17 protein-coding genes and 1 tRNA gene are annotated in these 18,661 nt (G+C 68.8%); 8 read left to right on the forward strand and 10 right to left on the reverse strand.

The features are described 5' to 3' along the window. The first annotated feature begins 12 nt into the window (after positions 1 to 12). From ricT to E1264_RS06580, 4 genes are all read left to right on the forward strand, one after another. On the forward strand, positions 13 to 861 hold the full coding sequence (gene ricT, locus E1264_RS06560) for a regulatory iron-sulfur-containing complex subunit RicT (RefSeq protein WP_132170638.1): 849 nt from the start codon (positions 13 to 15) through the stop codon (positions 859 to 861). Between the two features lie 399 nt (positions 862 to 1,260). Further along, positions 1,261 to 1,971 (forward strand): S1 family peptidase, encoded by a 711-nt coding sequence (locus E1264_RS06565; protein WP_132170604.1) that lies wholly within the window; start codon positions 1,261 to 1,263, stop codon positions 1,969 to 1,971. A 339-nt stretch (positions 1,972 to 2,310) separates the two neighbouring features. Next, the gene (locus tag E1264_RS43170; protein ID WP_165964039.1) at positions 2,311 to 3,396 is read left to right on the forward strand and encodes a S1 family peptidase; all 1,086 of its coding nucleotides are present in this window, start codon (positions 2,311 to 2,313) and stop codon (positions 3,394 to 3,396) included. A 169-nt stretch (positions 3,397 to 3,565) separates the two neighbouring features. Continuing rightward, positions 3,566 to 4,402: a GNAT family N-acetyltransferase gene (locus tag E1264_RS06580; protein ID WP_132170610.1), complete on the forward strand. Its 837-nt coding sequence runs from the start codon at positions 3,566 to 3,568 to the stop codon at positions 4,400 to 4,402. A gap of 101 nt (positions 4,403 to 4,503) precedes the next feature. On the opposite strand, the gene E1264_RS06585 is transcribed toward E1264_RS06580, so the two are convergent. From E1264_RS06585 to E1264_RS06600, 4 genes are all read right to left on the reverse strand, one after another. Continuing rightward, positions 4,504 to 5,610 carry an acyl-CoA desaturase gene (locus tag E1264_RS06585; protein WP_243710790.1) on the reverse strand — a complete coding sequence of 369 codons (1,107 nt, stop codon included), beginning with the start codon at positions 5,608 to 5,610 and terminating at the stop codon, positions 4,504 to 4,506. Between the two features lie 12 nt (positions 5,611 to 5,622). Continuing rightward, positions 5,623 to 6,612 (reverse strand): ferredoxin reductase, encoded by a 990-nt coding sequence (locus E1264_RS06590; protein WP_243710791.1) that lies wholly within the window; start codon positions 6,610 to 6,612, stop codon positions 5,623 to 5,625. A gap of 975 nt (positions 6,613 to 7,587) precedes the next feature. After that, complete coding sequence (locus tag E1264_RS06595; protein WP_132170614.1) at positions 7,588 to 8,334, reverse strand: DUF427 domain-containing protein; 747 nt, start codon at positions 8,332 to 8,334, stop codon at positions 7,588 to 7,590. 49 nt (positions 8,335 to 8,383) lie between these two features. Further along, positions 8,384 to 9,868 (reverse strand): DHA2 family efflux MFS transporter permease subunit, encoded by a 1,485-nt coding sequence (locus E1264_RS06600; RefSeq protein ID WP_132170616.1) that lies wholly within the window; start codon positions 9,866 to 9,868, stop codon positions 8,384 to 8,386. 103 nt (positions 9,869 to 9,971) lie between these two features. On the opposite strand from E1264_RS06600, the gene E1264_RS06605 reads away from it, so the two are divergent. The 3 genes from E1264_RS06605 (at position 9,972) to E1264_RS06615 (ending at position 12,392) form a co-directional block, all read left to right on the forward strand. Continuing rightward, a complete protein-coding gene (locus E1264_RS06605) occupies positions 9,972 to 10,673 on the forward strand; it encodes a TetR/AcrR family transcriptional regulator C-terminal domain-containing protein (protein WP_165964040.1) in 702 nt (233 codons plus the stop codon). A 93-nt stretch (positions 10,674 to 10,766) separates the two neighbouring features. After that, entirely contained in the window at positions 10,767 to 12,251 is a 1,485-nt protein-coding gene (locus tag E1264_RS06610; protein WP_132170642.1) for an alpha/beta hydrolase, read from the forward strand. Between the two features lie 65 nt (positions 12,252 to 12,316). Next, positions 12,317 to 12,392 (forward strand) — tRNA-Thr (locus E1264_RS06615). Positions 12,393 to 12,457: 65 nt separating this feature from the next. Here the strand turns inward: E1264_RS06615 and E1264_RS06620 are convergent. From E1264_RS06620 to E1264_RS06640, 5 genes are all read right to left on the reverse strand, one after another. After that, positions 12,458 to 13,684 carry a site-specific integrase gene (locus tag E1264_RS06620; protein WP_132170620.1) on the reverse strand — a complete coding sequence of 409 codons (1,227 nt, stop codon included), beginning with the start codon at positions 13,682 to 13,684 and terminating at the stop codon, positions 12,458 to 12,460. Beyond that, on the reverse strand, positions 13,684 to 13,908 hold the full coding sequence (locus E1264_RS06625; protein ID WP_132170622.1) for a helix-turn-helix domain-containing protein: 225 nt from the start codon (positions 13,906 to 13,908) through the stop codon (positions 13,684 to 13,686). Before E1264_RS06625 ends, E1264_RS06620 begins: the two co-directional genes overlap by 1 nt. Before the next feature lie 221 nt (positions 13,909 to 14,129). Next, positions 14,130 to 15,527 (reverse strand): replicative DNA helicase, encoded by a 1,398-nt coding sequence (gene dnaB / locus E1264_RS06630; RefSeq protein ID WP_243710792.1) that lies wholly within the window; start codon positions 15,525 to 15,527, stop codon positions 14,130 to 14,132. Further along, entirely contained in the window at positions 15,524 to 16,537 is a 1,014-nt protein-coding gene (locus E1264_RS06635; protein ID WP_132170624.1) for a helix-turn-helix domain-containing protein, read from the reverse strand. Before E1264_RS06635 ends, dnaB begins: the two co-directional genes overlap by 4 nt. Further along, positions 16,534 to 16,839 carry a DnaB-like helicase N-terminal domain-containing protein gene (locus E1264_RS06640; RefSeq protein WP_132170626.1) on the reverse strand — a complete coding sequence of 102 codons (306 nt, stop codon included), beginning with the start codon at positions 16,837 to 16,839 and terminating at the stop codon, positions 16,534 to 16,536. The genes E1264_RS06635 and E1264_RS06640 overlap by 4 nt, the downstream gene beginning before the upstream one ends. A gap of 357 nt (positions 16,840 to 17,196) precedes the next feature. On the opposite strand from E1264_RS06640, the gene E1264_RS06645 reads away from it, so the two are divergent. Beyond that, positions 17,197 to 17,877 carry a hypothetical protein gene (locus E1264_RS06645; protein ID WP_132170628.1) on the forward strand — a complete coding sequence of 227 codons (681 nt, stop codon included), beginning with the start codon at positions 17,197 to 17,199 and terminating at the stop codon, positions 17,875 to 17,877. A gap of 50 nt (positions 17,878 to 17,927) precedes the next feature. Here the strand turns inward: E1264_RS06645 and E1264_RS44485 are convergent, their stop codons facing one another. After that, positions 17,928 to 18,380 carry a hypothetical protein gene (locus tag E1264_RS44485; protein ID WP_207935754.1) on the reverse strand — a complete coding sequence of 151 codons (453 nt, stop codon included), beginning with the start codon at positions 18,378 to 18,380 and terminating at the stop codon, positions 17,928 to 17,930. Positions 18,381 to 18,661: the final 281 nt, after the last annotated feature.

An 18,661-nucleotide genomic window follows, 5' to 3' on the forward strand; every position in this document is an offset into this window, starting at 1 on the left:
GAAACCGTGGGCATGGTGATGGCAGTCAGCTTCACCCGTTACGGCCGCCTCTACTACCTCGACCCAGGTACGCACAGCCCGAAGGTCGGTGACAAGGTCCTCGTCCCCACCGACTCCGGCCCCGAGGTCGCCGAGTGCGTCTGGGCACCCCAATGGGTCTCCGAGGACATCGGCGGCCTCCCCGAATGCGCCGGCCCCGCCACCGACGAGCACCTGGCCCGCGACGACACCAACCGCCGCCGCCGCGCCGAGGGCCGCTCGATCGCCAAGCGCCTCATCCGCAAGCACGACCTCCCGATGAAGGTCATCGGCGTCGACTTCCTCGACCACGACAACGTCTTCAAGATCTACTTCACCGCCCCGCACCGCGTCGACTTCCGCGCCCTCGTCCGCGACCTGGCCCGCGGCATCAAGGCCCGCGTCGAGCTCCGCCAGGTCGGCCCCCGCGACGAGGCCCGCCTCCAGGGCGGCATCGGCCCCTGCGGCCGCGACCTGTGCTGCGCCACCTTCCTGAAGGACTTCGAGCCCGTCTCCGTCCGCATGGCGAAGGAACAGGACCTTCCCGTGAACCCGCTGCGCATCGCGGGCGCGTGCGGGCGCCTGATGTGCTGCCTCAAATACGAGCACCCCCTCTACGTGAAAGCGCACGAATCGATGCCCGCGCTGGGCTCTCGTGTGGACACGCCTAACGGCCCTGGCCAGGTGGTCGGACGCAACGTCCCGTCCGACAAGGTGACCGTCCGCCTGGCGAGCGGCGGCCGCTGCTCCTGCCCGTCCGCCTCGGTCTGCTCCCCACGCCAGCAACACGAGGCCATGTACGACAACCCCGCCTCCTCCAACGAGGACGACACCCAGCCCTGACCAACGCGCCGCGCCACGTTGCGCTGCGCTGAGTTGCGCCGCGTTGCGCTGCGCTGAGTTGCGCTGAGTTGCGCCGCGTTGCGCTGCGCTGAGTTGCGCCGCGTTGCGCTGCGCTGAGTTGCGCCGCGTTGCGCTGCGCTGAGTTGCGCCGCGTTGCGCTGCGCTGAGTTGCGCCGCGTTGCGCCGGGCGGCGTTGCGGCCCGCTGCGCCGCGTTGCGCAGCCGTCCGCTGGCGGTCGCGAAGCCTCTCGCTGGCCAGGGCATCGCAGTTGATACAAGACCGCCATCAACCTTGGCAGATTCGTCCCCTTGTAAGGACCTTCGTTCCTCTGCACTATTCCGGAAAGTCGTCGTCCTGGGCATCCCATCTCCCCCCCCGGCCACTTCCGCAGGAGGCCCTGTGAGACCCCGCTTTTCGGTGATCACCACCGTCGCCATGGCCACGGCCGCCATGGTCGCCCTCGCTCCCGCCGCGGCAGCAACCGCTCCCACCGCCGCGACCGGCCAGGACGCACGTTCCGCCGCCGCCAAACCCCCGCCCAGCGGGGAGGGCGGCCAGCCGATCTTCGCGAAAGGCGGCGTCCGCTGCACCATCGGCTTCAATGTGCGCAAGTCCAACACCTACTACTTCATTACTGCAGGTGGCTGCGCCAAATCGGGACAGAAGATATATGCCGATCCGGGGCTGACCGTCGAACTCGGCACCGTCGTCTCGGTCACGAACGTCGCCGTCGCGCTCGTCGTCTACGTCGAGCCGCATGTGGAGAGGCCGGGCAGCGTGCTCGGCTACCCGGGGTCCCGGGACATCACGGGCCCGGGCCAGGCGACCGTCGGCCAGCCGGTCTGCCGCAGCGGCTCCACCACCGGCGTGCGGTGCGGCACCGTGACGGCGCTCAACCAGAGCGTGAGCTTCCCCGAAGGGACGATGACCGGCCTGGCGAGGACGAACATCTGCTCGGAGCCCGGTGACAACCCCGGCGCGCCCTATTTCGCCGGCACCCTGGCACTCGGCGTCGGGATCGGCGGCAGCGGCAACTGCACCAGCGGCGGGACGTCCTTCTACCAGCCGATCAACGAGATCCTCAGCGCCTACGACGTCAACGTGTATTGAGGTTCGCCGAGGTTCGCCGTTCCTCGCCCGCGTTCGCCCACTCCGGCCGTGTCGCCGAGCCGTGCGCCCGGCAAAGAGCCGACCCGACTCCGAATGGCGCGCCGGGGCTCACGGTCAGTGACGCATTAGGAGCCGAGCGGCTATTAATGCAGGCCCGGTCCTTGTCCAACGTCCAACGGCGTTCCTCGATCTCACTGGTCTTCGCCTGGCATTTGATAGACGGCAACCGAGAATCTTGGCAGTTTCAACCCTTGTTATGGATGTCGTCTTTTCTGCACTATTCCCGAAAGTCGTCATCCTGGGCCGACTCCCCCTCACCCGCCATCCCCAGGAGGCCCCGTGAGACCCATCCCCCTGACAATGCTGGTGAGCGGCACGGCCATCATCGTCGCCGCGGCTCCGTACATGATCACCCAGGCTCCCGATGTCGTGTCCGCCCCCGCTCCGGCCCCGGCTCCCGCTCCCGAGTCCGAGCCGGTGCCCGACACCGAACCCGTCCCGGAGAGCGACTCCGGCGACGAGTCGGGGCGAGGCTACGGTGCCCGCGCCTCCGGTTCCGACCCGGCCCGCGGCCGAGACGGCGACGCCCGCCGGAGCGATGACGGCCGCGCGTCCGTCGTCGCGCCTCCGGTCGTAGCCGCGCCCGCACCCGGCTCGCCGCCCGGCGGCTCCGGCTCGGCACCGAAGCCCAATCCTGGGCCGGACCAGGGCCGTACGCCGGACCCGAAACCCTCACCCGACGACGACCCGACGCCGGACCCGGACCCTTCGCCGGACGACGACGGCCCCCCACCGGGCCATGAACCCGACCCCGAACCCGATCCGGACGAGCCGCACGGCCTCATCGGCCCGCCGGACCCCGAGGGCGGAGAGACGATCTTCGCGCGCGACGGCATCCGCTGCACCCTGGGCTTCAACGTGCGCAAGGACGACAGCTACTACTTCCTCACCACGGGCGCCTGCGCCAAAGTCGGTCTGAAGCTCTACGCCGACCCGATGCTGATCATCAAGCTCGGCACCGTCGTGTCGGTCACGAACGGCACCACCGCCCTCGTCCGCTATGTCAGCCCCCACGTGGAGAGGCCCGGCAGCGTGGGCACGCCCACGGGGTCGCAGGACGTCATCGGTTCGCAGAGCCCGAAGATCGGCCAGCAGGTCTGCCGTATCAGCCCCGACACCGGCAAGCAGTGCGGCACCGTAACGGCGCTCAACACGAGCGTTACCTACCCCGAAGGGACGATCACCGGACTCGCGAAGACCACCATCTGCACAGAGCCCGGCGACACCCCTGCGGGGCCCTTCCTCTCCGGGCCCCTGGCGCTCGGCCTGGGATTCGGCGTCGGCGGGAACTGCTCCAGCGGCGGATCGACGTACTTCCAGCCGGTCGAAAAGGCCCTGAAGGCCTTCGGCGTCGAGGTCTACTGAACACACACACCCACCACCCTCTGAACCACCACAGCCATCCAGCACCCGACCGCAGCCAGCTCCCCGACCGCCAACCGAAAGCCGACGCCCCGGCCGCTCGCAGGCCGCCGACACCCGCCGGCGGCTAATTCGGTTGTGCGGTCGGACGCTGCCGCTCTAGCGTCCGATCATGGACTCACCCGTGCCGGACGCCCCCGTGCGGCTGCTCGGAATCAAGGACCTCCCCGCCTGCCAGCGCCTCGCCGAAGACCGCGGCTGGGGGCGCGAAGACCACAAGTGGCGGTTCCTGTTCTCCGTCGGCGACGTCTACGGCATCGACGACGGGAACGGCGAACTCGCCGGCACGGTGATATCGACGCCCTACGGCAAGGACGTCGCCGCCATAAGCATGGTCCTCGTCGCCAAGCGCTACGAGCGGCGCGGCCTGGGCGGACGGTTGATGCGGCACGCCATGGACAACACGGAGACGGCAAGCCTCTGCCTCACCGCCACCGACTACGGCCGTCCCCTATACGAGCGTTTGGGATTTCGATCCGTGGCGCTCTGCACGGCGTACACGGGCGTGGCCGAGGGGCTGTCCAAGCGGGGAGTGTCCGTCCCGGCAGAGGCGAGAGACATGCCCGCCATTCACGAGCTCGACTCAGAGGTCTTCGGCGCCGACCGTTCAGAGGTGGTCAAGGGCCTCCCGTCCTTCTGCGAATCGTTCCGCGTCGTCCGGCACGGACACGGCATCGCCGGTTTCGCAGGAGCCTGGAAGAACGAGGACCGTACCCCGGTCGGCCCGGTCATCGCGCAAGACACCGAAACCGCCCTCACCCTCGTGGACGAAGTCACCCCACCAGGCCCGGTACGCCTAGACGTCGACCACCGCCACCCGGAATTGATCGCCTGGGCGGAGGCCCACGGTCTGCGACCCGCCTTCACCACCACGATCATGGAATATGGCGCTCCCATCAACGGCGACCCGTCCCGCCTCTACGTCCCCATAGCCCAAGCCTTGGGCTAACCGGCTGAACCACCAACCGCCCCAAGCCCGCCACGTCCGTCCGCCTGGCAGGCCGGACGCGGTCGGACGCGGCCAGACGCGGCCGGACGCCCTCCGCGAGCTCAGCGGGCCCGGACGGCCGTCTTCCCGTTCGGGAGGGCATAGCGGAAGATCTTCTTCCAGGTGCTGCCGACCTGCTTGGACAGCGAACCCGTGTGGTACGGCACGCCGTACTTGTCGCACAGGGCCCGGACGCGCGGCGCGATCTCGGCGTACCGGTTGCTCGGCATGTCCGGGAACAGATGGTGCTCGATCTGGTGGCTGAGGTTCCCGGTCATCAGATGGAACAGGCGTCCACCGGTGATGTTGCCCGACCCCAGGAGCTGCCGGACGTACCATTCGCCCTTCGTCTCGCCCTCCAGCCGCTCCTCCTCGAACACCTCGATATCGCCGGGGAAATGCCCGCAGAAGATGACCGCGTGCGCCCACACGTTCCGCACCACGTTCGCGGTGAAGTTCGCGGCCAGCGTGGAAAGGAACTGCGGGCCGCTGAGCAGCGGGAACGCGACATAGTCCTTGCCCCACTGGCGGAGGATCTTGCGCCCGATCGCGCGCAGCTTCGCCTTCGTCACCTCCTTGTCGTCCGTGCCCTCCTGGATCTCCTCGACCTCCAGGTCGTGCATCGCGACGCCGTACTCGAAGAACATCGCGAGCAGCACGTTGTAGATCGGCTGCGCGAGGTGGGCGCGGCTCCATTCCTGCTCAGGCGAGACGCGCAGGAGGCCGTAGCCGATGTCCCTGTCCTTGCCGAGGATGTTGGTGAACGTGTGGTGGACGAAGTTGTGCGTGTGTTTCCACTGGTCGGAGGGGGAGACGTTGTCCCATTCCCAGGTCGTCGAATGGATTTTCGGGTCGCGCATCCAGTCCCACTGGCCGTGCATGACGTTGTGCCCGATCTCCATGTTCTCCAGGATCTTCGCGACGGCCAGCGTCGCGGTCCCGGCGATCCAGGCGGGCGGCAGCGACGACGCCATCAGCAGCGCCCTGCCTCCGATCTCCAGGCCGCGCTGCCAGCGGATGACCCGGCGGATGTAGGCCGCGTCGCGCTCCCCGAGGCCGCCGATGATCTCCTCCCGGAGCGCGTCCAGCTCACGGGCGATGGCCTCATAGTCGTCGTCCTTGAGATGCCCGGTCGTGGACACGACGGCACTCATGGTCGTGGCGGTCATCCTCGTGCTCCTTCAGAGTTCGATTTCCACAGGCCCGGCCGCGGCCGAGACGCAGGTCTGGACGATGTCGCCTTCTTCCCCGTGCACTTCACCGCTCCGCAGGTCCCGGACCTTCCCGGAGCACAGGCGGCCGACACAGCTGCGGCAGATGCCCATCCGGCATCCGCTCGGCAGCAAAGCCCCGGCGCCCTCCCCGGCCACCAGCAGCGGCGTACCCCCGTCCGCGTCGACCTCCACACCGCTCCTGCTGAACGTCACACGCCCGCCCTGCGCGTCACCGCCCCCGTCCAGGACGGTCTGGAAACGCTCGACACGCAACCTGTCCTCCACCCCAGCAGCACGCCAGTGCGCGAGGAGATCGTCCAGCATCTCCCCAGGCCCGCAGGCCCACGCCTCCCGCTCCGCCCAGTCGGCGCAGATCCCGGACAGGTCGGACGGCTTCAACCGCCCTTCCACCAAGGTGTGCCGTTCATGCAGTCTCACTCCCCGCAGGGCACGAAGTTCGGCGCCGAAAATGACGTGCCCGGCCGTCTGATCCGAATGAACGACCACGACATCGCCCGCCGAACCGCCAAGCCGCCGAAGCATCGCCATGACCGGCGTGATCCCGCTCCCCGCCGTAACGAACAGCAGCTTGCGCGGAACCTTCGCGGGCAGGACGAACTCACCGTCCGCCTGCCCCAGCCGCACGATCACACCCGGCCGGACCACCCTGACGAGATGCGCGGAGACGAACCCGTCCGGCGCGGCCTTGACCGTGATGGTGATGCGCCCGTCCCGCCTCGGCGGGGACGACAGCGAGAACGTCCGCCAATGCCGGACACCGTCGACGTCCACCCCGACCTTGACCCACTGCCCCGGCTGATGCCCGCGCCACGCCCGCCCGGGCTTGATCACCAGCGTCGCCACGTCCGGAGCCTCATGCCGGACGGCCTCGACCCGCCCCCGAAGCTCCACCGTCGACCACAGCGGGTTCAACAGCCCCAGGTAGTCCTCGGGCAAGAGCGGCGTGGTCAGCTGCCGTACAGCCGCCTCAAATCCCCGGAGCGTCACGCGAGGCCCCGCTACGGATCGCCGCGATGAGGTGGCCAAGGTCCCTCCCGAAGGAACGCTAACTTACGTTTGCGTAACCTACGAAGCCGTAAGGACGTCTTCAAGACCCCGACCCGAAAACGCGACAGGCATCACACCACCACGCAATGTCCCATCCACCACTGTCACGCCCCCACACGCCTCTCGGGCAGCCCCCAAACCACGCAGAACACATCACCCCAGACCCCACCGACGCGGGACGCCCCCATCACCACCACGCCAAAAGCCACGCCGGACGTCTTCATCTCCACGCATCCGTAGCCCAAGAAGCCAACTCCCTCCACAGCCTGGGCCACCCAGCCCACTCCCTCACCACTACCGTGCTCACCGCGGCCGTGCTCCCGAGTGGCGAGAGGCCCACAGCCAGCTGGTTCGCCATTCCGCAGGGACGACTTAGGGCCGCACTCCCGCACGACTGCCGTGCTCGCCGCGGCCGTGCTCCCGAGTGGCGAGAGGCCCACAGCCAGCTGGTTCGCCATTCCGCAGGGACGACTTGGGGCCGCACTCCCGCACGACTGCCGTGCTTACCGCGGCCGTGCTCCCGAGTGGCGAGAGGCCCACAGCCAGCTGGTTCGCCATTTCCGCAGGGACGACTTGGGGCGGCCCGCCTTACTGCTCCTGCCACGCGGCCCCGCCCCGCCCGTGCTCGGGGCGACGCGGGGCGGTCGCCCGTCCCGCGTGGGCCGCATGACTCACTCTTCGGCTACGCCGTCGCGCAAGTCAGCCGTCCCGCGCGGGCGGCGTGGCTCTGCACCTCGGACACACGACCGGACCACGCCCGCCATGACGTTCCCGGGTGGGTGAAGACCAAGTCCGCCTTACGCCCGACAGGGGAGGACGGCGGTCGGCATACCACCCGATCGCCGCCAACACACCGGCGGTCACCTACCGCGCGGACGGGCGGGGTTGAAGGACGCCGTCGACGAAGATGTCGACCTTCTCGCTGTAGAAGCAGACGAGACCGGCGATCTTGCGGCTCTCGTCCAGCGGGGTCGGGTACGACCACGCCAGGTCCTCATGGACGTTCTCGCCCGCGCGCACCGACCAGTACTCCGCAGTGCCCTTGTAGGGGCAGTGCGTCACCGTGTCGGTGTGTTCGAGCAGATCCATCCGGACATGCGTCTTCGGCAGGTAGTAACGCACCGGCAGGCCCGTCTCGAACAGCAACCTCGGGCTGGATGATTCCGCGACCGTCACCCCGTCGACCTCGACCCGCACATGCCGCGAGGCGGCCAGCACATCCACGCGCGTGTACGGGTCCCGCGGATGGACGAAGACCTCCTCGTCCTCCTCGAACCAGGCGTCCATCGCCGCCCAGTCTAGGCGGACGAGACCCCGCAGCTCCTCGATGGGCGACTCCGTGTACCGGACGGCGCCGCCCCGTGCCTCGGCCCCGTCCACCTTCACTGTGTAAGCGGTCGCGTCGCCTCGGCTCGGCGACCGCTTGCCCAGTCCCTCCTCGACGAGCTCAGCCCGCACGTCCGCCTCGGGGAAGTAGTAGGTCGGGTAGTAGGGGACCTCCCACACCAGGAACGGCCCCGTGGTGTCCGCCACCAGACGGCCGCCGAGATAGGCCCGGACGCGCTTGCCGCTCTTCTCGATCCGGATCTTCGTCTTCTGCGATGTGCTCATGCCTGGCCAACCCCGTCGCCCCTTCTCCTATGCCACCCCCTCACCCATTTCACGAATCTCGCCCAGATCCGGACATCCTGCGGGGGACGGCGAGGATCAGGGGGAGGGCGAGGAGCAGGATCGCCGCCGCCCACCAGAACGTTTCGGTGAACGCGTTCGTCAGGAGTGCGGGCGTCTCCGCCGTGTGCCGTGCCGCGGCCTCGGACAGGTTGCCGGACGCGCCGGGGATCTCGCCGCGGATGGCGATCTGCAGGACGACCGCCATCGCCGCCGTGCCGAAGGAGCTGCCCACGCGGACCAGGATGTTCGCGCCGGTCGTCGCCGCGGGCACCGTCTCGCGCGGCAGGCCCTGGTAGGCCATCGACATCAGGCTGGGGGCGATCATGCCGTGGCCGAGCCCGACGACGAACATCGTGCCCATGATCATGCCGGAGCCGGTCCCCGGGTCGAGCGTGGTGAGCGCCAGGGCACCGGCGAGTACGCACAGCACGCCGCCCACGGCGAACCATCGTCCGCCGAACCTGTCGACCAGCCGCCCCGACACCGACATCGTGATCATCGCGCCGATGCCCATCGGCGCCAGTAGCCAGCCCGCCTCCAGGGCCGACTCGCCGCGGACGATCCCCGCGAACAGCGGGATGAGGATCATCAGCCCGAACACCGAGCCGCAGTAGAGGAAGAGACCTCCGGTGGCGGCGGTGAACGCCCGGGTGCCCAGCCGGCGCAGGTCGATGAGCGCTTCTTCCCCCTTGCGCAGCGCGTGCGCGATGAACGCGGCGACCAGAACGCTTCCGGCGACGACGCTGGCAAGGAAGCCGGCGCCGGTGAGGCTCGTCCCGTTTCCGGCTTCCGTAAGCCCGTACACCAGGGCCGCCAGGCCGGGGGACAGGAGCAGCATGCCGACGACGTCCAGACGGGCGTCCGCACTGCGGTCGGTGTCGCGCGGGAGCATCCGCAAGGCCGCGAACAGCGCGATCGCGCAGAACGGGACGTTGACGAAGAACATCCACCGCCAGCTCAAATTGTCGACGATCACGCCGCCGAGCAGCGGGCCGAGCACCGGTGCGAGCATCGCGGGGACCGAGACGATGCTCATCACGCGGCCCAGCCGTTCCGGCCCGGCCTCCCGGACGAGCATCATCTGCCCGACCGGCATCAGCATCCCGCCGCCGAGGCCCTGCAGGACGCGGAACGCGATCAGCGAGGGGATCGACCACGCGAGCCCGCACAGCAGGGAGCCGCCGATGAACAGCCCCAGCGAGACGAGCCACATCGTCCGGGCGCCGAACCGCTGCACCGCCCAGCCGGACAGCGGGATCGCCATGGACAGGGCGAGGGTGTAGCCGGTCACCACCCACTGGATCGTCGACAGCGAGGTGTCGAAGCTCCTGCCCAGGGCCGTGACCGCGACGTTGACGATCGTGGAGTCGAGGACCGTCATGATCGCGCCGAGCAGCACGACGACCGCGAGGTTGCGCAGGTGCGGGTCGATGCCCTTCCGGCCGGCGGGAGGTGCGGTCGTTGCGCTGGTCATCCGGCCACCTCTCCGAATCCGTACACTGTATCGCCAGCACCATACACCGTCTCACTCGATCCGTACACCGTATCGATACGCTGTATCGCGTAGGATCTTTGGTGTGGCAGGTTCAGCGAGGTCAGGCGACGTGTGGACGCGTTCCCGCGGCGGACGCCGTCCCAAGCTGACGCGGGAGGCGATCGTCGAGACCGCGATCAAGGTCGCCGACGCCGACGGCCTGGCCGCCGTGTCGATCCGCCGCATCGCGAGCGAGCTGGGCGTGCGCGCGATGAGCCTCTACACCCACATCGACGCGAAAGAGGACATCTTCGACCTCATGTACGACGAGGTCGCGGAAGAAGCGCTGGTCAAGGGCGATCTGCCGGACGACTGGCGCGAGGCGTTCCTCCAGATCACCCACAAGGAACGCGAGACCGGCCTCAGGCACCCCTGGATGTTCGAGCTCTCCCACCGCTCCCCGCGCGTGGGGCCGAACGGGCTGCGTCACGCAGAGCAGTCCTTGGCCGCCGCGGCACGGCTCACTGACGACCCAGAGAGCATGGTGGCCATCATCACCACCGTCGACCACTACATGCTGGGCTACACGTTGCGTGAGCAGCACGTCCTGGAGATCGGTGATAACGGCCTGGAACGCGCCCACACCAGCCTCCTGGAGCGCGAATACATCCGCGCGCTCCTAGAGAGCGGAGAGTTCCCGCACCTCAAGCCCGTCTTCGAGAGGGGCCTCTACGGGCGCGCGAACTTCGAGCAGGGTCTCAACTGGCTGCTCGACGGCATAGAACACGACTACGGGCAGAAGTAGCCCCCGCCGTCGTGGCGACGTAGCGTAGGCGACGGCGTACGTGGCGTTACGAAGAGACGGGGTCTCCAGGTGTGGGCAGCGAAGTTCATCAGCGTGGCCGCCGTGCTGACGGTGGCGGCGGTCACCGGATGCAGCGACGACGACGGTGAGAGGGCGACCGCGTCGGCGAGCGTCCCGGTCGGCCTCGACTCGTTCTACAAGCAGAAACCGTCCTGGAAGGACTGCAAGGGCGGATTTGAATGCGCAACCGTCCAGGTACCTCTCGACTACACCAAACCATCGGGCGAAAAGGTCGGCATCTCCGTCATCAGGCTCCCCGCACAGGACGAGTCGGACCGCATCGGCTCGCTCCTCACCAATCCCGGCGGTCCCGGCGGTTCCGGCACGGACTTCGTCCGCCAGGCGGCCCGGACGTTCGGCAACGACCTGCGCAGCAAGTTCGACATCGTCGGCTTCGACCCCCGCGGCGTCGCCAACAGCGACCCCGTCCGCTGCAACACCGGCGCGCAACTCGACGACTTCTTCGCCACCGACTCGTCCCCGGACGACCAGAAGGAGACGGCCACGCTCGCCGCCAAAGGCAAGCAGTTCGCAGACAACTGCAAGACCAAGGCGACAACCGAACTCCCTCACGTGGGCACCGTCAACGCCGCCCGCGACATGGACGTCCTACGCGCCGCCCTAGGAGACCAGAAGCTCACCTACTACGGCGCCTCCTACGGCACCTACCTGGGCGCCTTCTACGCCGAGCAGTTCCCCAAGAACGTCCGTGCCCTCGTCCTGGACGGTGCGGTCGACCCCAGGCTGTCCTCGACCGACATGCTGATCGAACAAGCCAAGGGCTTCGAGACGGCCCTGCGCGCCTTCGCCGCCGACTGCGTCAAAGCAGGCTTCTGCCGCTTCGGCGACTCCGTCGACGCGGTTGTGGCCACCATCTCCTCCTTCCTGACCAAGACGGACAAGACACCGCTCAAGAACACCCGAGACTCGCGTCAGGTCACCGAATCCCTGGCGACCATGGGCATAGCCCGGGCGCTGTACGTCAAGGAGTACTGGCCCGTCCTCCGCCAAGCCCTCACCCAGGCCATCCAGAACGCTGACGGCACGATGCTCCTGGCCCTCGCGGACGAGATGGTCGAGCGCAAGTCCGACGGCACCTACAGCACCCAGACCGACGCGAACATGGCCATCAACTGCGTCGACAAGCCCAACCCGCCCGACCTCAAGACCTACGGCAAGTCCGCCACCGAAGCCGGAAAGGCCGCCCCGCGCTTCGGCCCGTTCGTCGTCTGGGGCGGCCTGCCCTGCGTCTACTGGCCCGTCCAGAACGAACAGCAGCCGAAACCCATCACCGCCAAGGGCGCCGCACCGATCCTCGTCATCGGCACCATCCGCGACCCCGCCACCCCGTACAAGTGGTCCCAGGGCCTCGCCGAGCAGCTCTCCAACGGCGTCCTCCTCACCTTCGACGGCGACGGTCACACCGCCTATCTGCAGGGCAACGGCTGCATCACCGACGCCGCCGACAAGTACCTGATCACCGCCGACCCGCCCAAGGACGGCACCACCTGCCGCTGAATAACCGGTGTACGCACTGCCCTGGAGACCCGGTAGACTGCAACCCGCCGTGCCTCGCACGGCACGCCGCCTTAGCTCAGTCGGCAGAGCGATTCACTCGTAATGAATAGGTCATCGGTTCGATTCCGATAGGCGGCTCCAGGTCAAGAGCCCGTTCCGATCTTCGGAACGGGCCCTTGCTAACGAGTGAGTGACTTACTGAGTGACTAAGGTTCGTGGTCTTCTTCCGGGAACACCTCGTCCATCGCCTCCGCTCCGCCCAGCAGGGCGGGCCGGATCTGGTGCCAGTAAACCGTCTCGGTCACCTCGGTGCTCTTGTGACCGGCCAACCGCGAGATCTCCTCGATGGGCACGCCCGCGTCCGAAAGCACCGAGACGAAACTGTGCCGCATCTCCCGCGGCGTCCAGTCGTCCGGGTCAAGGTCGGTCTTCTTCAAGACCGTCCGGAAGGACCGCAGCACGTTGTTCGCGTTGCGCTCGGTGCCCACGGCGGAGGCGAAGACCAGGCCGTGCTCCTTCCAGGCCGTGCCCGCCTTCTCACGCTGCCCGGCCTGGAGGTCGCGGTGGAACCGCAGCGCTTCCACGCACCTCTTGGGCAGGGCCAAGGTCCGCCGGGACTTCTTGGTCTTCGTCTTCCCACCCCGTCGCACCGACCGCCAGACCCGGATGGACGGCGGCACCGGCGGCTCGGCGTCCGGCCGGCCCTCAAGGTCCACGTGGGCCCACGTCAGCGCACGCAGTTCCTCGGTGCGGGCACCGACCAGAAGCGAGAGGACGATGTAGGCGTACATGGCCGTCCTCTCCGCCGCCCTGATGACCGCCGCCGCCTGGTCGATCGTCAGGGACTTGGACGGGCGCCCTTCCTTCCCCTGCGGCACCTCGCACAGCAGCACGACGTTCCGCTTGACCTTGTCCCGGGCCTGGGCCCGGTTGATCGCCCGCTTCAGGATCGACCGCAGCTGGCGGAGCGTGTCCGTGCTCAGCGACTTGGCCTTCCGCCCCAGCCACCGATCCACGTCATCGGCCGACAACTCGCGGAGCTTGCGGGCACCCAGCTCCGGAATGATGTGGTTCTGCGCCAGGCTGCGGCACTTGACGACCGTGTCCTCGTCCCGGTTCACGAGGCCGTACTGCAGCCAGTCCCGGACGGCGTCCGCGACCGTGTAGTTGTGAGGCGCGACGGCCAGCCCGTCCTCGTGATCGCGGAGGTTCTCCTTCAGCTTGTTCTTGGCCTCGGTCTTCGTCCGCCCGCTGCCCTTCCGGGTGATGCGCTTGCCCGCCGGCGTGTACCCGATCGTGATCGTGGCGATCCAGCGCCGACGCTTCTCGTCCCAGTGCAGCCCGCCGTCCCCGCGGCTCCGCCGCTTGCCCTTGTTCCTCCTCGGCTTGTCGTAGTCGGGTTCCTCGGAGCTGGCCGATGCGGTCGTGGCCATCAGGCCACCTCGCCCTCGGCCTCGCGCTCCAGGAGCTCGGCGTACTCGATGAGGGCGGCGGCCGGGACAAGGCGGGTCCGGCCGCGGGTCACGGTGCGGAGACGGCCGCTGCGGATCTCCTCGTAGATGACGCTGCGGCTGAGGGACAGGACGGCTATGGCTTCGGGGATCTTGTAGAAGAGTTTGGCCAGGGGCGGCTGCGCGCCGGTGTTGGTGGCGTCCATGCTTAGGGTGCCTCTCGTGTCAGGGAGGTGGCGGTCCCGGCGTGGTGTTCGTGGTGGTTCACCGCCGGGGCCGTCCACTTCTTCGGGTGGTGGTCAGGGCGTCGGCTGGTGTGTCGGTCGCGGGGTGCGGGGAGTGGCCGGGCGGGGCCGTTGGTCAGGGCGCGGTTGACGATTCGGTGGGCGAGCCACAGTGCCTTCCATCGGCTTGTTCGGTCCCAGGTTCATCGGGGCCGCTCTGCCGTGTGGAGATGGTCGGCGGCCATGTCGGCGAACCGGGAGTAGTGGCCCTGGAACGCGACGGTCACGGTGGCTGTGGGCCCGTTGCGGTTCTTGCCTACGATCAGGTCCGCTTCTCCGGCGCGGGGGTGTGCCTTGTCGTGCATGTCGGGTCGGTGGATCAGGATCACCACGTCGGAGTCCTGTTCGACGGCGCCTGACTCGCGAAGGTCGGACACGGCCGGAGTCTTGTCGGCGCGGGCCTCGGGGTTGCGGTTGAGCTGGGCGAGCATCACCACCGGGATGTGGAACTCCCGGGCGATCAGCTTCAGGCCCCGGGACAGCTCGGACACCTCCACCTGGCGGTTCTCGGCCTTGCCGATGGACTTCAGGAGCTGGAGGTAATCCACGGTCAGCAGCCGCGCGGGCGGGACGTCGGCGCGGCGTTGCATGCGGCGTAGCGACGCGCGCAGCGTGTCCAGCGTGACGTTCGGGGTGTCGTCGATGATCAGGGGCGCCTCGGTGGTGCGGTTGACCATGTCGGAGATCCGGCGCCAGTCGTCATCGGTCAGGTTCGTGCCGTTGCGGATGGCGTGCAGACCGACACGGGTCTCTGCGGACACGATCCGCATCATGATCTCTTCGCGGTTCATCTCCACCGAGGACATGAACACCGGCATGTTTTGCTTCATCGCGGCGTGCCGGGCGATGTCGGTCGCGGCTATGGACTTCCCGCCGCCCGGCCGCGCGGCGATGGTGATGAGCTGGCCGGGGCGGAACCCGCCGAGAAGCCCGTCCAGGTCGGCGTAGGGGGCGATGATGCGGCCGGTGGTGTCCTCGCCCCGTTCGATGCGGTCCAGGACCTTCATCAGCGCCTCGGCGAAGGGGGGCGGGGCGTCGCCGTTGTCGTCGTCGTGGGCGATCAGCCGTTCGTGGGCGAGGGCGACGAACTCCTCCACCTGGTCGGGGTCGCCGTCCATGCCCATCTGCCACAGGTAGGTCCCCGTGGTGACCAGGGCGCGCATCCTCGCGCAGCGGCGCACGATTTGGGCGTAGTAGGCGCCGTTCGCGGCGGTGGGTGGGGTGGACAGGACAGTGTGAAGGTAGGGGCCGCCGCCGACCTTGCCCAGCAGGCCCCGGTCCCGGATCGCGGAGTGGACGGCAACCGCGTCCACCGGGGCGCCCCGCCGCGCCAGATCCGTGATCACCTCGTAGATGATCTGGTGGGCGGGGCGGTAGAAGTCGCCCGGCCGGACGATGGAGGTGATCTCGTCCAGGATCTGTCCGGACAGCATGATCGCGCCGAGGACGGACCGCTCGGCCACCAGATCGTGGCGCGGCTGCCGGTACTCCTCCTGCGGTGGGGCGTCGTCGAAGTCGCGGTTGATTGGTTCGATGGTCACGGCGTGACCGCCTCCTGCGCGGGTGTGGATGGCGACCGGGCACCGGTGAGGGCGACTGCGGGGTGGCAGATCGGGCAGCGCGAGGCGCGTCCCTGGTCGTCGTACAGCATCCGGTCGTGGGGGACGTTTGCGTCGTGGCGGGCGTCGTCGCACCGATCCGGCAGCGCGGGCCGCTTGGGACGCGCGGTGCGGGCGGCCTCGGCCCACCACGGACCCGCCGCCGTGAGGCGGCCGGGGGAATCGGTGGCATCGTCGCCTGCCACGATCCGGAACGCGGCGGCCACCAACTCGGCGGGCCGCTCGGTGACCCTGGGGTGGCCAAGCGCCTTCACCACGTCCGACCGGACCCAGTCGTTGCGCATCCTCAAGATGTCAGCGACAAGGGCCTCATCGACGGCCGGCCGCTTGTCGTCCCGGACTAGGTCCTCCCCCTCCCCCGTTTCAACCCCAGCCACCTCGCTCCGCGGTGTGTGTGTGACCTGGGGGGGAGGGGGGTTCTTTACTTCATTCTTGGGGGGAAGAAGAACCGCCGCATCTGTGCGGCTACCCCTGGCCGCATCTGTGCGGCTACCCCTGGCCGCATCTGTGCGGCTACCCCTGGCCGCATCTGTGCGGCTACCCCTGGCCGTACGCCGGCGCGCCGTCCGTGCGGCGGCGCGGTCGTCCCACCATTCGTGATCGAGAAGGGTGTAGATGCTCGGCAGGTGCGACTTCGGGTTCTTCGGGTTGCGGCGCCGCTCGACGCGGACGACCCCGAGCTTCTCCAGGCGCTGCGTGGCCCTGTCGACGGTGTCCACCGACCGGCCGATGCAGGCGGCCAGGGTCGCGCGGGTGGGGACGTCTTCGCCGTCGGTGTCGCGGTCCCTGGAGTCGGCGAACGACGCCAGGGCCGCATACAGGGCCTTGTCCACGGGATCGATCGACCCGTCTCGTGCGATCCGGGCATCGAACTTCACCCAGTCCAGCGCGGCGTCTCGCACGACGCGGGGCTCAGCGAGGGCGTCAGTCATCCCTGCCCTCCGCAACGTTCTTGCCGTCCTCGCCCAGCAGCGGCTCCCACACCCTGGCCGTGCGCCGGGCCCGGTCCCGCATGAAGCCGTCGTTGTATCCGTCTTCGGTAGTGCGCGGTGGCCATTGAGGGGGCGGGCCGGTAGAACTCGGTGCCGTCCAGTAGCTCGCGGGCCTCGGTGGCGGCGCGCGGGGAGAGCATCATCGCGCCGAGCACCTGTTGTTCGGCGCCGATGTCGTGGGGCAGGGTGCGGGAGAAGTCGGCGTTGTCGTCCGGGTCGGCGACGACCGTGAGGTTGGCCATTCAGATTCCCCCTTGGATTCCGGCAGGCGATGGATCTTCAGTGACGGGATGCGGGTGCTCGCGAGGCACCGGTTGAGCTGACGCGAGAGGGCGGTGCGCCGGGGCCGGGGGCGGCTGCGACCGCCCTGCCAGCTGGCGTAATACCTCCATTCGTCCTCGTTTCGAGTGGTCCACGTGCGGCCGCCGAACACCTGGGGCGTCCAGCGGCGTCCGTACTTTGACCGACCGGACCCCTTAACGTCTCGTCCTCCCGTGCACGCCGGGGTTGGGCTGCGTCATGGCCATGCGCGGGCGCCGGGTCGTGCAGCGGCGCGTAGGGCAAGACCCAAGGCGGGACGGTTCTCTACGGTCGGACCCGTGAGCGATGACGTGCGGGAACCTGGCCGGCCCCTGAAGCTGCTGGACGACCAGCTCCGCGACCGGCTGATCGAGGCGATCGGCTACGGCACGACGATCGAGGACGCGGCCGTCGCGGCGGGCATCAGTCCCCGGACGTACTACCGGTGGATGCGCCGCGGCGAGAAGGCCGCCCAGGCCGTGGTGAACGGGGAGGACCCGGACCCGGCCGATGAGCCCTTTTGGCAGTTTTGGCAGTCGGCTATGCGCGCGCACGCGCGTGGCGGGGCAATCAACGCGGCGTTGCTCCGCAAGATCGCCGAAGGCGGGTACGCGGTGAAGACGCGAACACGGCGGTACCGCGATCCGGCCACCGGTCAGGTGGTGGAGGAGACCGAAACCGATCTGGCCCCGCCGAATCTGCGCGCGGTGATCTTCTATCTGGAACGCAGGCACCCCCAGACGTGGGGCCGTAACGCGTCCTCGTTCTGGGGGCCAGACGGCGGGGTCGAAGCGGACGAAGCGTCGCCCGGCCTGGTGGAATTCGCCGAACGCGTCCGCCGCGAACGAGAACGGTACGAAGCCGAACAGGCAGGTGTGGGGGACGCCGGGCTGCACAGGCTGGCCCAGCGTGTGCACGAGAGCCTTGCCTACCTCGCGGACAACCCGGAAGTGGAGTCGGCCCTAGAGGCCGGGCATTGAGGCCGATGATGGACCACTGGGGGTGACGGCGTCCCACCGGCTCCCCAGAGTTACGAACTCGTGGCGACGGGGCGTGGGCGGACGCCGCACATGGGGCAGCAGCGGGAGGCGCCGCCTTGGCGTTTGATGGCGCGTTCGCGGTGGCGGCCGCCAGGCCAAAGGCGGGCCAGCCGCCACTCGATCCCGGCGTCGGCGACGACCTGCAGCAGCCTGGCACCGGTGCCGGTCTCGTGCTGGGCGAGGCGACCGGGCAGGTCGCGGGTCCAGCCGAGGTAGTGCCGGGCGTGCTTGTAGGGCCGGGTGAAGTGGAGCAGGTAGACCACGCCCAGCCGTCCGCAACGTCGGCACAGTGGGAATGGGTCGCGGCAGTGGCTGGCCAGCAGCTTCAGCGCGGTGTCGCATCCGAGCATGACCAGGCCTGGGTCGCAGGCCAGGCACGCCCGGTGCGACGGTGCCCCTGACGTCGTGCCCCCTGACGTCGTGGCCAGGATGGTGGGCCTCATCCCGCGTCCTCGGGCTGGATGATCAGTCCCTCGGGGGGTGAAGACGAACTCGTGACCGTTGCCGCAGGTCCACAGGTCGCCGCATGTATCGGGGGCGAGCGCGGCCCAGCAGGTGTTCACGGTGCAGCAGTACGGGCAGTCGGGCGAGGTGACCACCGGCGATTGCTCGACGGGCGGAAAGTCCTGTGGGTTGGACATGACGGGTCCGTCTTTCTCGGGCAGTAGAAGGCCCCGGGACCGGTTGCGCGGTTCCCGGGGCGGCGGATCGAGGTGGGGGTGGG

Origin of the sequence: Actinomadura sp. KC216 (genome assembly GCF_004348535.1) — a bacterium.
In the GTDB taxonomy this organism is placed as follows: Bacteria; Actinomycetota; Actinomycetes; order Streptosporangiales; family Streptosporangiaceae; genus Spirillospora.